Raw genomic sequence first — 15,488 nt, 5'->3', positions numbered from 1 at the left:
ACATATCGTCCAGGAGGTGTCGTCGGTGCTCGGATTCCGGGATCCAGTGGCTGACGCGATCGGCCTGCTCCGGCCCCGCACCGTGATCGGGCCCAGTCTCCGGGCCGCGGGTGAGTGGGCGTTGCGCTTCGACACGTTCTTGCACGTGCGGATCGGTGGCCTCGTGCGCGGCACGTGCTGGTTGATCCTCGATGGGCACGAGCCGGTGCTCCTGCATGAGGGTGACACCTTCATGCTGGGCAACCCGCCGCCCTACGTGCTGGCCAGCACACTCGACGCGAGCCCGCGCCCTGCGGAGCAGGTGTGGGCGGGTGCCGAGGACGGGTTCGTGCGGATCGGCCCCAAGTCCGAGGAGGACCTCTACCTCTGCGTCGGGCACATCGCGTTCGACGACGAGAACGCGGCCCTCCTGACCGATCTTCTGCCGCCGCTGGTAATCGTCCGCGTGGGCGATCCTCATGGCGGGCGGCTCGCGCAGCTGATCGATCTCCTGGCCACCGAGGTCGGGGTCGCCGCCGCCGGCGGCCCGCTGGTGCAGAACCACCTCGCACAGATCCTGCTCGTGCACATGCTGCGTGCTCACGCCGGTCAGACAGACCGGCCCACCGGCTGGCTGGGCGCCCTGAACGAGGACGGCATCGGTGCCGCCCTGCGTGCCGTGCACGCGGACGTGGCCCACTCCTGGAGCCTCAAGGAGCTCGCCGAGATCAGCCACATGTCGCGTTCCGCGTTCGCTCATGCCTTCAAGAGCCACGTCGGGGTCCCGCCGTTGGAGTACCTGATCCAATGGCGCATGAGCCTCGCGCGCGACGCCCTCGCCCGCGACACCCTGTCGATCTCCGAGCTCGCACGGGCCACGGGTTACCAGTCCGAGAGCGCGTTCAGCACCGCGTTCCGCCGCGTGGTCGGCTCATCGCCCGCACAGTTCCGGAACCAGGCACGGCAGCCGGCGCACTCAACCGCGAACGGAAACTGAAGAAGGCGCCCTCAGCTCAGCTGCGCCGCTCACGCCGGCGACGAAGACACCGGCACCCGCCCGCCGACACCACTACCAGCGACGCGGACACGCACCATGAACGACACTGCAGCACCGGCAGTGCCGCGGTGGGTGTCGGCAGGGCGTAACAGGCGGCCGGCCCCTTGCGGTGTTCAGCAACACGCTCCACAGCGGAACCGTGGCGTTGAACAGGTCCGTCGTGCCCGAGTCGACATACTCCTCGGCCAACGCCACGCCGCCCATGCCCACGGAGAAGAGCAGCACCCCGACGAGCGTGGCCCGCCGTCGCGAGGTGCCGTCAACCGCGGCTCGTGGCGGCGTTCGGCCAAGCCCCACTGCAGCAGACCCGCCGTCAGAAACCGGACCGAGCTGCGTCGAGACGCGCTGCACCGTCCCCTGCGTCACCGTCCTCACCATCCGCACCGCGGCTGCCTTCTGGCGCCTGTTCCTTCGCCATAACCCCATCCTCGTTCCCAAGGTCGGAAGCCTCCAACAAACTCAGCATGCTTCAGAACTCAACCGTTCCGGGCCTTCGTCGTTCCGACCCGGCTAGGAGAGCGAGCCCAGCGGGTACCGCGCTCCGCCGACCCCCTCCCGGCAGCGGTCGGCGCTCAGCATCCCCGACTGGCCGGGCATGGCCCTCCAGGCGTCCTCCCGCAGACGCTGCTGGTCGGCCTGGTGCCGGCGGACGTCGCGCAGCTCCTCCTGAAGCTGCCGGTGGTCCCGGTAGTGCTGGTCCCGAGCCGAAGTGGCCCGGATGACGGCGTCCTCGGCGCCACGCTCCCGGGTAGCGGCCTCCCGCATCTGATCGTCGGCGGCGGCGAGCCGGTCGCGCAGGTCTCCCACCTTCTCGGTGGCGCGATCCACCGCCCTCCGGGCCACGTCGGCCATGCCCTGCGCGCGGCCCAGCGCGCCCCGGGCGCTGTCGCGTTCGGCACGTGCTTCGGCCAGTGCGGCCCGGGGACCGGGACCCGCCTGCGGCGTCGGCTCATGCCCGTCGGCGGTGAGCAGCCGCAGCTGGGCGGCTTCCTGGTCGACCTCCCGCCGGGCGTCCAGTACGGCTTGCTCCGTCTGCGCGAGCCGCTGCTCTGCCGTCGTGACCGCCGCCGCGTGTGGCGCGGCCTCCTCCTCGGCGGCCGCGCGTGCCGCCTCGGCGTCGCGGAGACGATCGGCGAGGGAGTCGCGGGCGGACCTGGCGGCGGCGTCTGCCGCCGCGGCGGCGTCCCGCGCCTCGGTCGCGGTGGTCAACTCCCGCCGCGAGTCCGCCAGTCGCGACTCGGCCTCCGCCTCCCTCGGCACCAGCTCCGTCTCCCGGGCGACCTGGTCTGCCTCGGCGGCGGTGGCGTCGGTGGCCGTGACGATCGCGGCGCGCAGCCGGTTCCAGGTGTCCTGGGTGGCCGGAGTGAGGTCGACGAGCGAACCGTCGGCGCCGAACGGCCAGAACCGCAGTCCTGTCGCTCCGCGCACCACCAGTTCCACCGGCCGGCCGGCCGCCACCGCGGTGCGCGACCCCACGTACAGAGCGCGGGCCAGCGCGGTGCCGTCCGGGTCGGCGCCCAGATGGAGCCAGAGCTGAGCGCCGTTCTCCCGCTCGTCCAGTCCCCGGGCGAGCACCGCGGGCAGCTCGGTGACCGGATGCGTCCGCCAGTTCCGCAGCGTGTCGTTCGGCTGCTCGGCGAGCATCGACGGCAGGTCGTACACCTGGGAGGCGGTGCGCGGCGCGGTGACCCCGTAGCCGAGCAGGTCACGCTCGTAGACACGGGCGGTCGCGCTGCCGATGACGTAGCGGGTCTCCTCCCCGGTGACTGTGATCACCACGTCCACCATGGTCTCGTAGCTGCGTGTGGCGGGCTCTGTCCCGGAGGCGGCGGAGGAACCAGTCTTGACGCGATCCCAGCCGCCGGCGGAGGCCGAGACGCCACCCGCACGCGAGAGGGGCTGCCGGTTCAGGACTGGCAGGGTGAAACTGACCAGGTGCATGTTCGCGTCGTTGCCGCTCTGGGTCCACTGGTAGCCCAGACCGGCAGTCGAGGCCGCCGACGCGGAACTGCCGACCGAGTGCGACGTCACCCGCAACCGGTCGACCGCGATGTCGTCCGCCTCGGTGATCGGCCGCGGGTTGTGCAGCGTCACCTGGAGGCGGGGGACGACCGGTTCGCTCTCGATGGGCCAGTCACCGGGCATCGTGGGGGTCAGACCCGCCGCCGTGCGCGGCGCCTCGACAGGGATCTCCCCGGCCTGCACGAGTTCCCCCAGGCGCAACGCCGCCGCCTCCGGCGTGAGGTCGGCCGTCAGGCCCCACGAGCCGGAGAGCCGCGGCGCCACCGTGCGCAGTGCCTCGGCCAGCTCGTGGAAGGCGTTGAACCCGTAGACCGGGGTCGCGCCGGTGGGGATCAGCCGGGACCCGGCCGTGAAGGTCGGCCCGCCGAGCGGAAGTGGAGCCTGCGGCGCGGGCAGCCGTGGGTCGGCCTGAGTGATACGGGGCCGCACCGCCGGTTCGTGCCGGAGGGGTGCGACGGCCTCCGAGCCGGCGAACCGCAGTGACACCGCCGCCGGGACCCGGACCTGGTGGGCGGGCCTTCCGCGCAGCAGTCTGCCGATTCGGGCGATCAGTGGGCCGCCGTCTTGATCGGTCAGGGTCAACAGGCCGGATTCCAGGGCTCCGCCGACCAGATCCGGCGGCCAGTCCTGAAGGAGTTCCGCGCGCACCGTCGCGGTGATGGTGTAGCCGATGTCGTCGAAGTCCGCGGCGTTCTCGGTCCTGGCCCAGTAGGAGTCCTGCGCTGCGCGGGCGGTACGCGAGCTCCGGCCGCGGGTCCCTGTGCCGGACAGCACGGGACCGGTCCGGTCGGTGCGGCCGGACCGTGCCTGAGGACGCGGGTACCGGGAGATGGGGTTCGCCGACACCTGCAGGGAGCGGGTGACCGTCTCGGACTCGGAGCGGTTGCCCGGGGCATGGGAAGCGATCTGGTCTATGCCCACCCCGGCGCCGGCGGGCCGGCCGCGGACCTCGCGTCGAGCCGGGGGCTGGGCCACGGGCTCGGCGGAGAGAGCGACCTCCACGAGACGGCTGCCGTGCCGTCCGGCGTGGCGGAACCAGAGGCTCACCCCGCGTCGGCCCGGAAGCGCCCGCAGTCCGGCGGGCGAGGTCATGTCGGCGATACGGGCGGCCACTCCCTTCCGATAGGCGAAATGCCCGGGTCGGGTCACGCCCGGCGCTTCCCTTTCCACCAGCGTGAGCAGCTCGCGCCGCAGCCGGTCGCGGCTCTCGTTGCGCCGTATCGGGTCGTCGAGCTGGGTGACGGACAGGACGCTGGCGAAACCGATGTCGCCGCTTACCACGTAGTGCTCCGGCAACGGCACCGTGTCCGGCTGCACAACCGGCCGGGGTAGCTCCGCCACGCCGGTGAACCAGTGTTCGAAGCGGACCAGTTGGCTGTCGGAGAGCTGGAACCGGACGGCGCGCGGGAGGTCGATCGCGAGGGTGATGTCCTCGCGTCCGCCCAGGCCCGCGACGTTCATGGCGACGTTCCGGGTGCCCTGACGGAGGGTCACGAGCAGAGTGGCGTCGGCTCCGATGAGGTGGTGTTCCGCGGCCTGCGTCGGGGTCCGTACGACCGAGGAGCCGGCGGACCGCTCGCTCGTCCTGGCTGTGCGGTGAGTGTAGACCCCCCGCACGCTGGGGTTGGCCAGCGAGGCCCTCTGCGGCGTGCCGTCGGAGGCCGGCGGGGGCGGCGACTGGAGCGCGCTGAGTCCGCCGCCGTACTGATGGGAGGTGGTGACGGAACGCCCCTGCGCGGACGTGTCGTTGGCGGCCAGGTTGCTTTCCGCGTAGGTGTTGTACGAACCGTGGTAAGTGGGATTGTGCAGATATCCTGCGATCTCCACGGACAGCTCCTGGTCGGCGAGCAACCCGGGCAGGGTCAGACCTTCCATGACGTAACCGCCGTTGAAGATCTGCCCGGCGCGGGCGAGCAGGCTGGCGGCCCTCAGCTGCTGGAACAAGACCTCCCCCGCGAACGCATGCTGGTCCTCGACCGCCGCACCGGTCAAGTACTCCCAGAGCCGGTTACCGGGCCCGGTCACCGCACTCGGCAACTGGCTCGCGGCTGCCTGGACCCATTGTCCGAACGTGCCGACGGCCGGATGGCCGGGATACGTGCCGGTGACGATCTGCCGGAACGCCTCCTGGAGGGCCGCGCTGCCGCGGAAGACGTCCACGTTCGCGTCATCCGGCAGCCTCAGCAGCCCCTCCCGCGGGCGCCCCGCTTCGTCCGTCAGGCCCAGCCGCACGTGGTCGTCGTCCTGCCCGCCCCCGGTGATGGGCGCGCGGACCCGGTGCGGCGCGGCCGGCACCACGGGGCGCGAGTCCCACAGCAGGGTGCGGTGATGCGGCACCACGAGGCGGACGCGTCCGGTGGCGAACGGCGGAGCGGGTACGGCCGGCTGGATCGCCGCGGTGTCTGCCCCGAGCGCCGGTTCGGGCGTCGGTTCGGCGGCGAACCGGACCGTAGGCTCCTCGGCGGTGCCCTCGTAGAGATCCAGCGTGAACAGAGCCGGAATCTCGAAGAGTTCGGTGCCTGCGTCCAAGGTGATGTTGAACGGGTCGATGCCGGACGCGGATCCGGCACTCGTGGCGGTTTCGTGCCGCCTTCCCCAGGTGTAGTCCCCGGTTGCGTCCAGTGCCGCGGCGCTACCGTCGACCGGGAAGCGCGGACCGCCTCCGGCGCCGACGGTGCCGCCGAACTGGTTGCTGCGCTGCCGGCCGCCGCGCGCCTCAAGGGAAAGGAAGGTCACGGTATCCACGTCCGGCAACCGCCGCGCGTGCACGGCGGGCGGCAGCCCGGCCTCCGCCTGGGCTGCGGGCGGGGTGCGGTCGCGAGTGGCGGAGAACCGCAGCTGCACGCGGCGCGTGCCGCCGCTCACGTGGTCGGGGAGCTCGAACCACAAGGGCCTGCCCCCGTCGACCGCGTCGGGCATCGCGGCGGCCTGCCCGAGCCGGGAACGCAGTTGCGCGAACCTGCGCAGATTCTCCAACTGCTGTTCGGCACGGGTCTCGTTGAAGACGGACTCGCGTTCGGCCGGCGGCAGGAAGCCCTCGCGCCGCAGCCATGTCTCCGCCCGGTCGAACATCGGCCCGGTGCCCTCGGGGGCGACGGGCACGGCGGAGTATCCGATGCTCTCCAGGTTCTCCAGGTGCTCGGGGAGCCGTCGCCGCTCCTCCGGCGTGGGAACGTGACCGGTCGTGGTGCTCCGCTGCGGCAGCCGCAGGGACACACCGTCCGGCCAGGGGCCGAAGGAGCCGGTGATCTCGCCGCCGCCCGAGCGGATGAGCGTGACGCGGTAGGTGATGTCCGCCGGTGTGACCAGATGGCCGCTGGTCGTGTAGAGGGCGTGCATCAGCGCCACGGAGCTGCTGGTGTTCAGCGCGTCACCGGACTGCCAGGACACGCCGGCCTTGGCCATGATGCTTCCGCCCATGAGCCTGGCCGCGTCCGGATGGCCGACCTCGTGGTCGGGGGTGAACATGGGCCCGCCGCTGCCGTCGAGCGCGACACCACTGGTGAGCCGTGACGACTGCTCCACACCGGAGCTCTGGGTGAGCCAGGACTCCAGGGAGAACTTTCCGTCCGGTGTCCCGGCGGCGGGCCTCTGGGGCAGCACGGTGGCTTCGAGCCGGAGCACGCCCAGCGAGTCGCCGTGCCGGTCGAACAGCACCGGCGAGTGGACGCCGCCGTCACGCATCATCGGCAGGCTGCCCCTGAGGGTCCGTTCGGAGAGGAACTCCTCCAGTTCCTCGTGGGAGTCCGCGCCCAGGTTGTTCAGCACGGTGAAACCTTCGTCCGCGCGCAGTTCGTCCAGCAGCCTGCCCGGATCGAGGACCTCGTCGACGCCCCACAGCGGCAGGTCGTCGAGACCTGCCGGCTCGGGCAGCGGCCCGGCGGCGCCGCCGTCGCCGAAGACCCGGTGCTCGGGGAACCAGACGGTCAGCGGTCCCCCCGCCCGCTCCGTGCTCCAGGCGTCCACCGGAGCGTTGCGGTCCGTGTCGATCCGTATCTGCCAGCGGCTGGTGTACTGCACGGCGTGTGCCGGATCGTTGGCGCGCTGCATGCTCCTGGCCGTCAGGCCGTCGCTGACCGTGGACGACTCGGAGGACTGGTTGTGCGTCAGGCTGAGCACCAGGGCGCCGTCGAACCAGCGCAGCGGCCCGGCCGGACCGTCGTAGATTCCGATCCACGGGATCGGTACGGTCCGCATGGTGCCGGAGCCGGCGCTCCGGGAGGAGGACTGTCCCCCCTCGCCTTGCCGCTCCAGGGTCGTCCGGCGCGGAACCTCGCCGGAGGTGCCGGCGCGGGAGGACGGCACAGGGTCGGTCAGCCGCAGCCGGACATCTACCGTGTGCTCCTGGCCGTCCACGGTGACGGTGACGCGGTATCCACGGGCGCTGCGCACCTGCGGCAGTTCCCGGGCGATCTCCGACTGGCCGAGTACGGCGGCGAGTTCCTCGCGCACCGGACCATCGGCCGCGCTGCCGGGCTCCACTCCCAGGCCGTCGAGGACCTGCTGGTGGAGCGCGCCGAGCACGTCCTCGGACAGCGGCTCGTACAGGACGAGTCCCACGGAGCCGTCGAACCTCGCGCCGTAGGTCAGCGCGTACGGAGACAGGGTGCGCGGCGGCTCCTCCTCCGCGGGCACGGCGGGGATCACGTCCATCCCGTCGTCGGCGGGCACGTCGAGGATCGTCACCGCGTCCGTGTCCTGCTCGTCCCTCGTGTCCCAGGCCGTTCGCGGGGGTGTGGTGGTCTCCTCCGCGGGAGGGGGCGTCAGGGCGCTCTCCGCGACCGGGGCGGAGACTTCGTTGGTCTCCACGACCTGGGCCGGAGGTGTCCGGGTGACCGGGGTACCGGGGGAGGTACCGGCCCGCTGGGAATCCGGCGTGCTCGGTCGCGGTTCGGAGCCGAAGAACACGGCGGGGCGCGCCGAGTCCCCGGAAGCGACGGCAGTCGGCCTCGCCGGACTCCCTCCGTTGCGTGCGCCGGGGTCTGCCGGCGCCGTCGAGGACGACGCCGTGGCAGCGGGACGCGTGGTGGTGCCAGGAGGCGTACTGCTGTCGGCGGACGTGGTGCCCCAGCTGTAACCCGAGGTACCCGCGAGCTGCGACACGTCGGGCCGTCGAGCCTGCCGGGCCTGGGCGGTGGGTTCGGTGGCCGCCCATCGCGCGGTGTAGGGGGCGGGGTTTTCCTGCTGGAGAAGGGCGACCGGCCGGCCGGTCTCCGGGCCGGTCGTCCAGGGGGAGCCGTCCGGCGTCAGCACGGTCAGACGCAGCCCCAGTACGGGCGCGGCCACGGCCAGGGTGAGCCAGTCCGTGGCCTCAGGGCCTGATCCGGTCCGCAGGGCACGGGCGGCCTCGTCCGCGGAACCGCCGAAAGCGGTCACGAGCGGGGCTCCCGACGGCCTTGTCTGTCCTGCCACCGCGGACCACAGCCGTTGTTCGTCCGGCGGCAGTCCCAGGTCGGCGGCGAGCGCGTCGGCGAGCGCGGTCCGCAGCTCCTCCGGACCGGCGGGCCTGCTGTACCCCGCCAGTCGGCCGCTCTCGGCCGGGGCGACGGCGGTCAGCGCGTGCGCCAGCACGTCCCCGCCCGGCAGGACGTACACCGGCGTCAGCCCGCGCTCGGCGAGCTGCTCCTCCTGGGAAAGGGGCGGCTGCCCGGTGATGGGAGCCTGCGCCTCGACGGCAGCGGGGCGCTGCTCCTCGGTCGAGGACAGTTCCCGGACGGGCACGGGCCGCGGCTCGATGGAAGGGGCGGGCTCCGCCGCGGCCCGGGCGGGTGCGGACTGCTCCGGGGCAGTGTAGGTGGCGGTCGGGGGAACGGGCCGGGACCCCGTCGGCTCCGGAAGGGCGGGCTGAGCCAGGTGCTCCTCGTCGGGGACGGGAAGGGTCTCACGCCGCCGTCCCTCCGCCGGCGTGGCATGGGGTTGCCCCGGACCTCCTGGCTCAGGCATCACCGTCCCAGTCGGCAGCGACGCATCATCCGACACACCAGATCGACCTGACAGCTCCCCCGTCACCTGTGCTGCGGGGCGCGTCGTCTCCTCGGCCTGCTGCGACCGCCGAGGCGCCGGTGCCATAAGAACGTCCGCCGACTCCGAGGACTCGCCACGCCCACGGGCGTCGCTGCGGCGCTCGTAGGCAGCTTGAGCGGCTGCCCGCAACCGCACATAGAAGGGGTTGTTCTGACTGGTCTGCCACATGTGCAAATAGATCAGCATCTGATTGAGCACGGTGTCGTACTCGACCAAGGTGCCGGATGCGTCTCCGGCCGCCTTCCCCCAGCCGACCAAGCGTTCCTTCTGTGCGGTGGTGATCTTCCCCGACCCCTCGAAGTTGTACGCGTACCTCTCCAGCGTGCGCGGTTGCGCGCCGTAAACCAACTTCTCCTGCAGCATTATCTGCTGAAATTCGCTGAACTCCCGGTCCCCGGCCAAGGCCGTCTTGAGATCGTTGAGAGTTCGGCTGCGTTCCGCCGCCAGCGAACCGACCTCCGCGTCGGTCGCCCCAGATCGCACCAGCTCCATCACCGGGCTGCTGCCGAACGCCTGATGGGCCGCGACATGAGTGAATTCGTGGGCGATGTGACCCAGCAGGAAGGAGGTACCGCCTCTGACCTGAGGGTCGACGTTGAAGGTGTACTCCGCGCCGTCTCCCGCGCTGTTGAGCTTGATGCCCGGCATGCTGCCCCGGGGGAACTGCATCACGGTCACCAGCGGTTCTACGGCCATCAGTTCCTCAATGACGGCGCGAGTCTCCGCGGGCAGCGTGCGGTCGTCGCGGAGCCTGCCCAGCTTGTGGACATAGTCGCTCATCATCGCGTGGAATCGGTCCGAAGGAACGGCCTGGGCTGCCTTCTGAGCCTCACCAGCCGGACTCCGACGGTCGAGGTCGGGGTTCTTCCCTTCCCTCAGGGCCCCGTCGATCTCGGTCAGCAGGTCCCGGAAGACGTTCTCGGGGTTGAGCTGCCGCATCGCCGCCTCGGCCTGCTGGGCGAGCCGCTGTGTGCCCTCGACGCGGGACCCTTCACCCTGCTTGTGGGCCACGTAGGCGCGAGAGCTCTCGGCGATGGCTTTGAGGGCGAGCAGACGGGCGCCCTGTCTGCTGCCGGGCAGGGCATGGAAGGCCCTGAGTTCCTCGTCGATGTCAGCGATCCTGGAGCTGCTGCGCAGCCCCGGTGCCGTCGTACTCTGCTTGAACTCTCTTTCCGTCATCATCGGGGACGCCGGCAGCGGCCGGGGTGCTGTGGCGGGGGGAGCCAGCAGGATCTCCACGTCCACCGGCAGTGGGCGGGTGATCGCGTCGGCCGGCTCGGGCGCCTCCGGCGTCTCCGACTGGCCGGCCGGTGACGTAGGCAGCTCCGCTTCAGGCTCGGCCAGGGCGTGTGTTGGTAGTGCGTGTTCGGCTCGGTCCCACAGTTGGCGGAAGCCCGTGAGGATGTAGGGGTAGTCCCTGCTGCCGAGGTTCGAGGTCCGGCCAGGGCCATAGAGCCTCCGCAGCAGCGGCAGCAGTGCCGGGTCGTGCTGCTCCACCCAGTCTGACCCGTTGTTGCGCGGGCGGCGCCGCGAGTTGCGGTCCATGCCGGTGTTCGCACCGAGATAGGCGTTGCTGAGCTGCGCGAAATACTCGTCTGCGTTGCTGGACGAGTGGTTGGGGGCAGGCCCGTCCGGCCATTGAGCGGGCGGTTTCGCGGCAGCCTTCGCCTCGTACACGTCGCGGATCAACTGCCGGTCCTCGGCGCTCAGCACCGACTCGATCGCGTGCGCCCACTCATGACGGGCAAGGGAGTACCCGTCGTCGTAGAAGTCGTCGCCGAGCACGTCGGTGGTCTCACCCAGCAGGTTCTCCTCGCCGACGCCGACCAGAAGGCGGCGGCGGTGGAAGAGTCCCCGTGCGACGTCGAACGACTGGTGGCCCTTCTTCTCGGCGAACTCCTCAAGCGACGTCATCGGCCGGTTCCGGGGCACCACGACGAGGCGACGGCCCCCGGTCAGCAACGCCACCGCGATCTGCGGATCGGCGAGCATGTCCGCGACCAGGGCTTCCGCTTCCGCCCGGGCGGCCTCGGGCTGTTCCACACCGTCAGGAACGACGACCAGCAGCCGCGCCGCCACCGCCGTGAAGTCCTCCACGGACAAGCCGGCACGCAACTGCTCCACGAACGCCCGGTCAGCAGCCAGGAGCTCCCGGTCCCGCCGCGGCAGCGACGCCAGTTCCCGTGCCCGCGCGTCCGCGTCCGTTGCGACGAGCCGGGCCGCGGTCTCCACGAGAGCCGGCGGGAGAGGAGTGGGTGACGGGGCAGGGGCAGGGGCGGGTCCCGCCGACACCGTGCTGCCGGCCGGTCGTACTGACGGCGCAGTCCTGGCGGGCGGCGCGAACAGGAAGTCGGGCTGGGCGGGGGCGAGGGGCCGGCCGACCGGCGGCAGTCCGCGATCCAGCCTCGCCTCGTTGTAAAGGCTGAGGGAGAGGACCGCCAGGGTGTCGCTGTCGCGCGCGATGGTCTGCGGAGTCTGCTCCATCGACGCGTAGCTCCGGGCCTCCAGCCTCACGACGGCAGGAACAATAAGCGCCCGACCTCGGCGGTCGGGATTGGCATCCAGTGTGGGGAAGTCGGTACGGATCCCCAGTGCCTCGTACTGGCTCACGAACCGTTCCGGCCTGTGCAGGAGCAGGTTGTCGAGGTACTGGCCGACCGTCGCGCGCAACGGGCCGGGTGACATGGTCAGCGGCAGGTCGAGGACGCTCCCGCCCCTGACGACGGTCTCGGCGAAGCGGGCGGCGATGCTCCGCGCCCGATGCTCAAGATACGCGCGGGGCCCCTCACCAAGGCTGCTCCGCAGGGCCGCGAGAGAATCGCGGGAGGCCACCGCAGTGAGGTCCTTCGGCCGCTGTGTCCGGTCGAGCGTTGCTCCTCGCACAGTGGCGGCGACCTGGGTGTATCCGAGCGCGATCACACCTTCCAGTTCGTCGCCGTCCCACGGGTTCGCGGCATCGGCCCAGCGCGGGTACTGGCTGAGCCAGCGTGCGAAGTCCTGACGGGCCCAGGCACCGAATGCGAGGCCGGCGCCCGCATCCTCATGAGCGATCTGCACGGGTGGGGACTCGCGCCGCATACGGCCCCTGACGTGTTCGATGAACGCCACGAGTCGTGAGGTCGGAGCGGTCGCCGTGTGATGCACCAGCGTCGCGTATCCGGCCTCGTTGTTCCTGACCGGCAGATCCTCCGCGAGGGGATCCACTACATATCCTGCCGATTCGGGGAAGATCTGCCCGAGTCTCGCTCCCGGCCTCGCGTGCCGGAGCCGGGACATCACGTCGTTGACGGCCGCCTGCACCTCGGACCGTTCGGCCCGGCCGTCCGCCGGCCCTCGCACCAGAACACGAGCCGGCTTCGTGACGATCTCAGGGACCGGCACTCCCCCAGCCTTGTCCAACGTGATCGTCAGAAGGCCGGGCAGCTCCGCGATGTCGCCGAACTCCTCGATCTCCGCGCCACGGGGCAGCTCCACCCGGTACCGGTGCAGCTCGGCCTCCACCCCAATGGCCGGAGCGAACCCCTCCACCGCTCCCGGAGCGGCAGAGACCAGCGGTGCCACAACGGGCGGTTCACCTCGCCGCGAAGAAGGCCCAGGCTGGGCGGAATAGCCCCCACGCACAGGAGTATGCCTGGAAGCACGCTGCTCCGCCCTGTCGCGGACGGAAACACGCGCCGGAGTGGCAAGCTGATCCATCCTGTCGCGGACCGCCGCCTCCAGACGCGAAACAGCATCCCATCGCCCGCTCTCCGGCCCCTTGTCACTCTTCCATTCCGTCACACTGACCAGCACACGCCGCAAATCCTCAGTCCCCGCATCGCGTGGCAACCGCGACACCGCCCGATCAATGGCACGCAGCGCGGAAGAACGGCGCGACCCGCCACTCGCCGAGATCCTCGGCCAGTCATGAATCGGATCCAGCCCCACCTCGCGAGCCGGCGGCGCGAAGAGGACGTCCGGCCCTTCGGACTCCGACCCTAGCCGGTCTTCCCCTTCCCCAGCAGAGCCCGGCACCGCGGAGGAGGAGGATTCCGGAGACTCGTCCGAGGACCCGGTCAGGACGGTCTCCGCACCGGACGCGGCCACCGAACCCGAGGCGGAGCCGATCGCGGTCGACTCTGCCGAGGACGTGGGCGCCGTGGGGACGATGCTCCCTGCGGGCGGAACGGCCTCTGGCGCCGCGGTGTCGGCACCCCTCCCGCCCGGCACCGGCAGAGCCGACAGTTGCTCGGAGTCCGGTTGCGGCCGCGCGCCGGCCTCGGGCTCCGGCCGGGGCTGCGGCACGGGCTGCGGCTGCGGCTGCGCTGCGGGCTGTGCGGCGACCTCGGGGCCCCTGACGAGGGAGCCCAGCAGGGCCGTCGCCGGCAGGTGCCCGGCGCGCAGGTGCTCTGCGGCGACGAGTTCCACGACCTCCTCGGGCCGTGCCACGACTCCCAAGGGGTTCTGATCCGGGGCGACTTGCTGAATACGGTCCAACACCGCGCGTTCGGCCCAGAGCAGAGACTCCTCCCGGCGTTCCGGTGACACACCCGGATCCGCGAGCCGCGCCCGGGCGGCATCGATATCGAAACGCGCCGAGCCCGGGTGACGGTGACTGGGGGAAGGAGCGTCCGGCACAGGGGTGGTGCCCGTGGTGGGCGCCGTGTCTGTGTCCCGACGGGGGACCGGAACCTCGCCGCCCTCCTGGTGTCCGCTCGTACGCCCGCCCCGCTCCGCGCCGGTGCCGGGGTCCGCCGTGCGCGGCGGCGTGCCGACCGGCTCGGACGAGGTGGAGTCCTCCACCCTCGACGCGGCAATCGGGCCGGCCGTGCCCCTGTCCGGCGTCGTGGCGGGTACGGGAAACACCGGCATTCCGTGCGATGGGGCGGAGGGGGGCACGATGTGGTCCGTCTGCCCCGGGGTACGCACGGGGGTCCCGTCCTCGGCCTCCCTGACGGGGCCGTTCCCCGCCCTGGGTGCGCCGAGCCGGTCACCGTCCGGTGTGCCGGCCGAGTGGGTGACGGTGTCGCCTGTCGACGACGGCCGCGTGGGATCGGCAGTGGGGTCGGCGGTCGGGTCGGCGGTCTTCCCGGAAGGCCGCGCCTTGTCGGGCGAGGACGGACGGACGTTGTCCCCGGCTTTCGGGCCGGAGCCGCGGTGCCCCGATGAGACGAGGGGTTCCGTGACGGGCCGGTCCGAGGTGGGCCGCGGTTCGGTGGCGGAGCCGTCATCACGGCGCGCATCCGCGAGTTGGGCATCCGGCTTCCTGGCCTCAGCCGGGGACACGTCGCGCCCTTCGTCACGGCCGGCCGGACCCTGCCCCGCTTCGTCGGGGCTGAGGTTCCTGGAACCGTTCCCGGAAGACTGCGAGGTGCGGGACGACGACGGACGGGCATCGTCTCCGCCGGACCGGGCGCTCCTCTGGCCGGCGGGCTGGTCGCCCGAAGAGTGTGTCGTGGTGTAGGTGACACTGTCACTGCCGTTGTTGGAGCGCAGGTTGCCGCCACCGGCACCCGAACCCTTGTCACCGTCAGCAGCGAACGGACTCGGCGACCCCGCACCAGACTCCGGCCGTGACGAGGTGGGGGCCGACGTGGACTCCGCCGTGCTCTGGTCCGACTTCGGGCTTGTCGTCTCCGAGGACTGCTCCTTGGTGGACGAGGACGAACGGCCGTCCTCCGCACCAGGCCGAGTATCGATCCGGGGGCCAGCACCCCTGCCAGCTCCAGGGCGCTTGCCCGGGGACGGTGTCTCGACTTGCGTGGTACTGCTACTGCCGCGATTGGTGCGCAGGTTGCCGCCACCGGCACCCGAGCCCCTGTCACCGTCGGGCGACCTACCGGGAAGGTCAGCGATCCCAGCGGGCCGGTCATAACCAGGACGCGAACTCCCCGACGACTTCCCACCCGTTTCCGGAGCCTCGGCAGGCGACTGGTCCGCAAAGTCCTTCAGCCCGACAATCCGGCCATTACCAGGACGTGGACTCCTCGAGGGCTTCCCACTCGTTCCCGGAGTTCCTTCCGCCCCGTCCTTCGCCCTGCCCGGCGGCTGCGCAGTGCGACCATCCTGATCACCCTGACCCCCACCCGACTCTCGGCGCGGGTTGCCGACAGGATCCGAACCACCAGAACCCCCCGGCTTGGAAGACTCCCCCGTCGGGCCGGGCTTGGAATCCGGTGTCCGATGTGGCTTGACCTGCTGACCGTCCTCCAACCGCTGACCCGGATTCACCATGGCATCCGAACCACCAGAACCACCAGACCTGGAAGACTCCCCCGCCGGACCCGGCTTGTCCCCCGGCCCCCGAACCGGCCCGACCCGCTGACCATCCCCCAACCGCTGACCCGGATTCACCATGGCATCCGAACCACCAGAACCACCAGACCTGGAAGACTCCCCCGCCGGACCCGGCTTGTCCCCCGGCCCC

The 15,488-nt window shown here is 71.5% G+C and carries 3 protein-coding genes; 2 read left to right on the top strand and 1 reads right to left on the bottom strand.

The features are described from left to right. Positions 1 to 16: 16 nt before the first annotated feature. A complete protein-coding gene (locus ACH4S9_RS14595) occupies positions 17 to 976 on the top strand; it encodes an AraC family transcriptional regulator (RefSeq protein ID WP_398372038.1) in 960 nt (319 codons plus the stop codon). Between the two features lie 570 nt (positions 977 to 1,546). On the opposite strand, the gene ACH4S9_RS14590 is transcribed toward ACH4S9_RS14595, so the two are convergent. After that, complete coding sequence (locus ACH4S9_RS14590) at positions 1,547 to 12,643, bottom strand: hypothetical protein (RefSeq protein WP_398372036.1); 11,097 nt, start codon at positions 12,641 to 12,643, stop codon at positions 1,547 to 1,549. A 678-nt stretch (positions 12,644 to 13,321) separates the two neighbouring features. Between ACH4S9_RS14590 and ACH4S9_RS14585 the strand changes: the two genes are divergently transcribed. Next, positions 13,322 to 13,606 carry a hypothetical protein gene (locus ACH4S9_RS14585; RefSeq protein ID WP_398372034.1) on the top strand — a complete coding sequence of 95 codons (285 nt, stop codon included), beginning with the start codon at positions 13,322 to 13,324 and terminating at the stop codon, positions 13,604 to 13,606. Positions 13,607 to 15,488: the final 1,882 nt, after the last annotated feature.

This window comes from Streptomyces sp. NPDC021225 (assembly GCF_044332865.1).
In the GTDB taxonomy this organism is placed as follows: domain Bacteria; phylum Actinomycetota; class Actinomycetes; order Streptomycetales; family Streptomycetaceae; genus Streptomyces.
The sequence above is the reverse complement of the archived record's forward strand: the minus strand, read 5'-3'. Positions and strand labels throughout refer to the sequence as shown.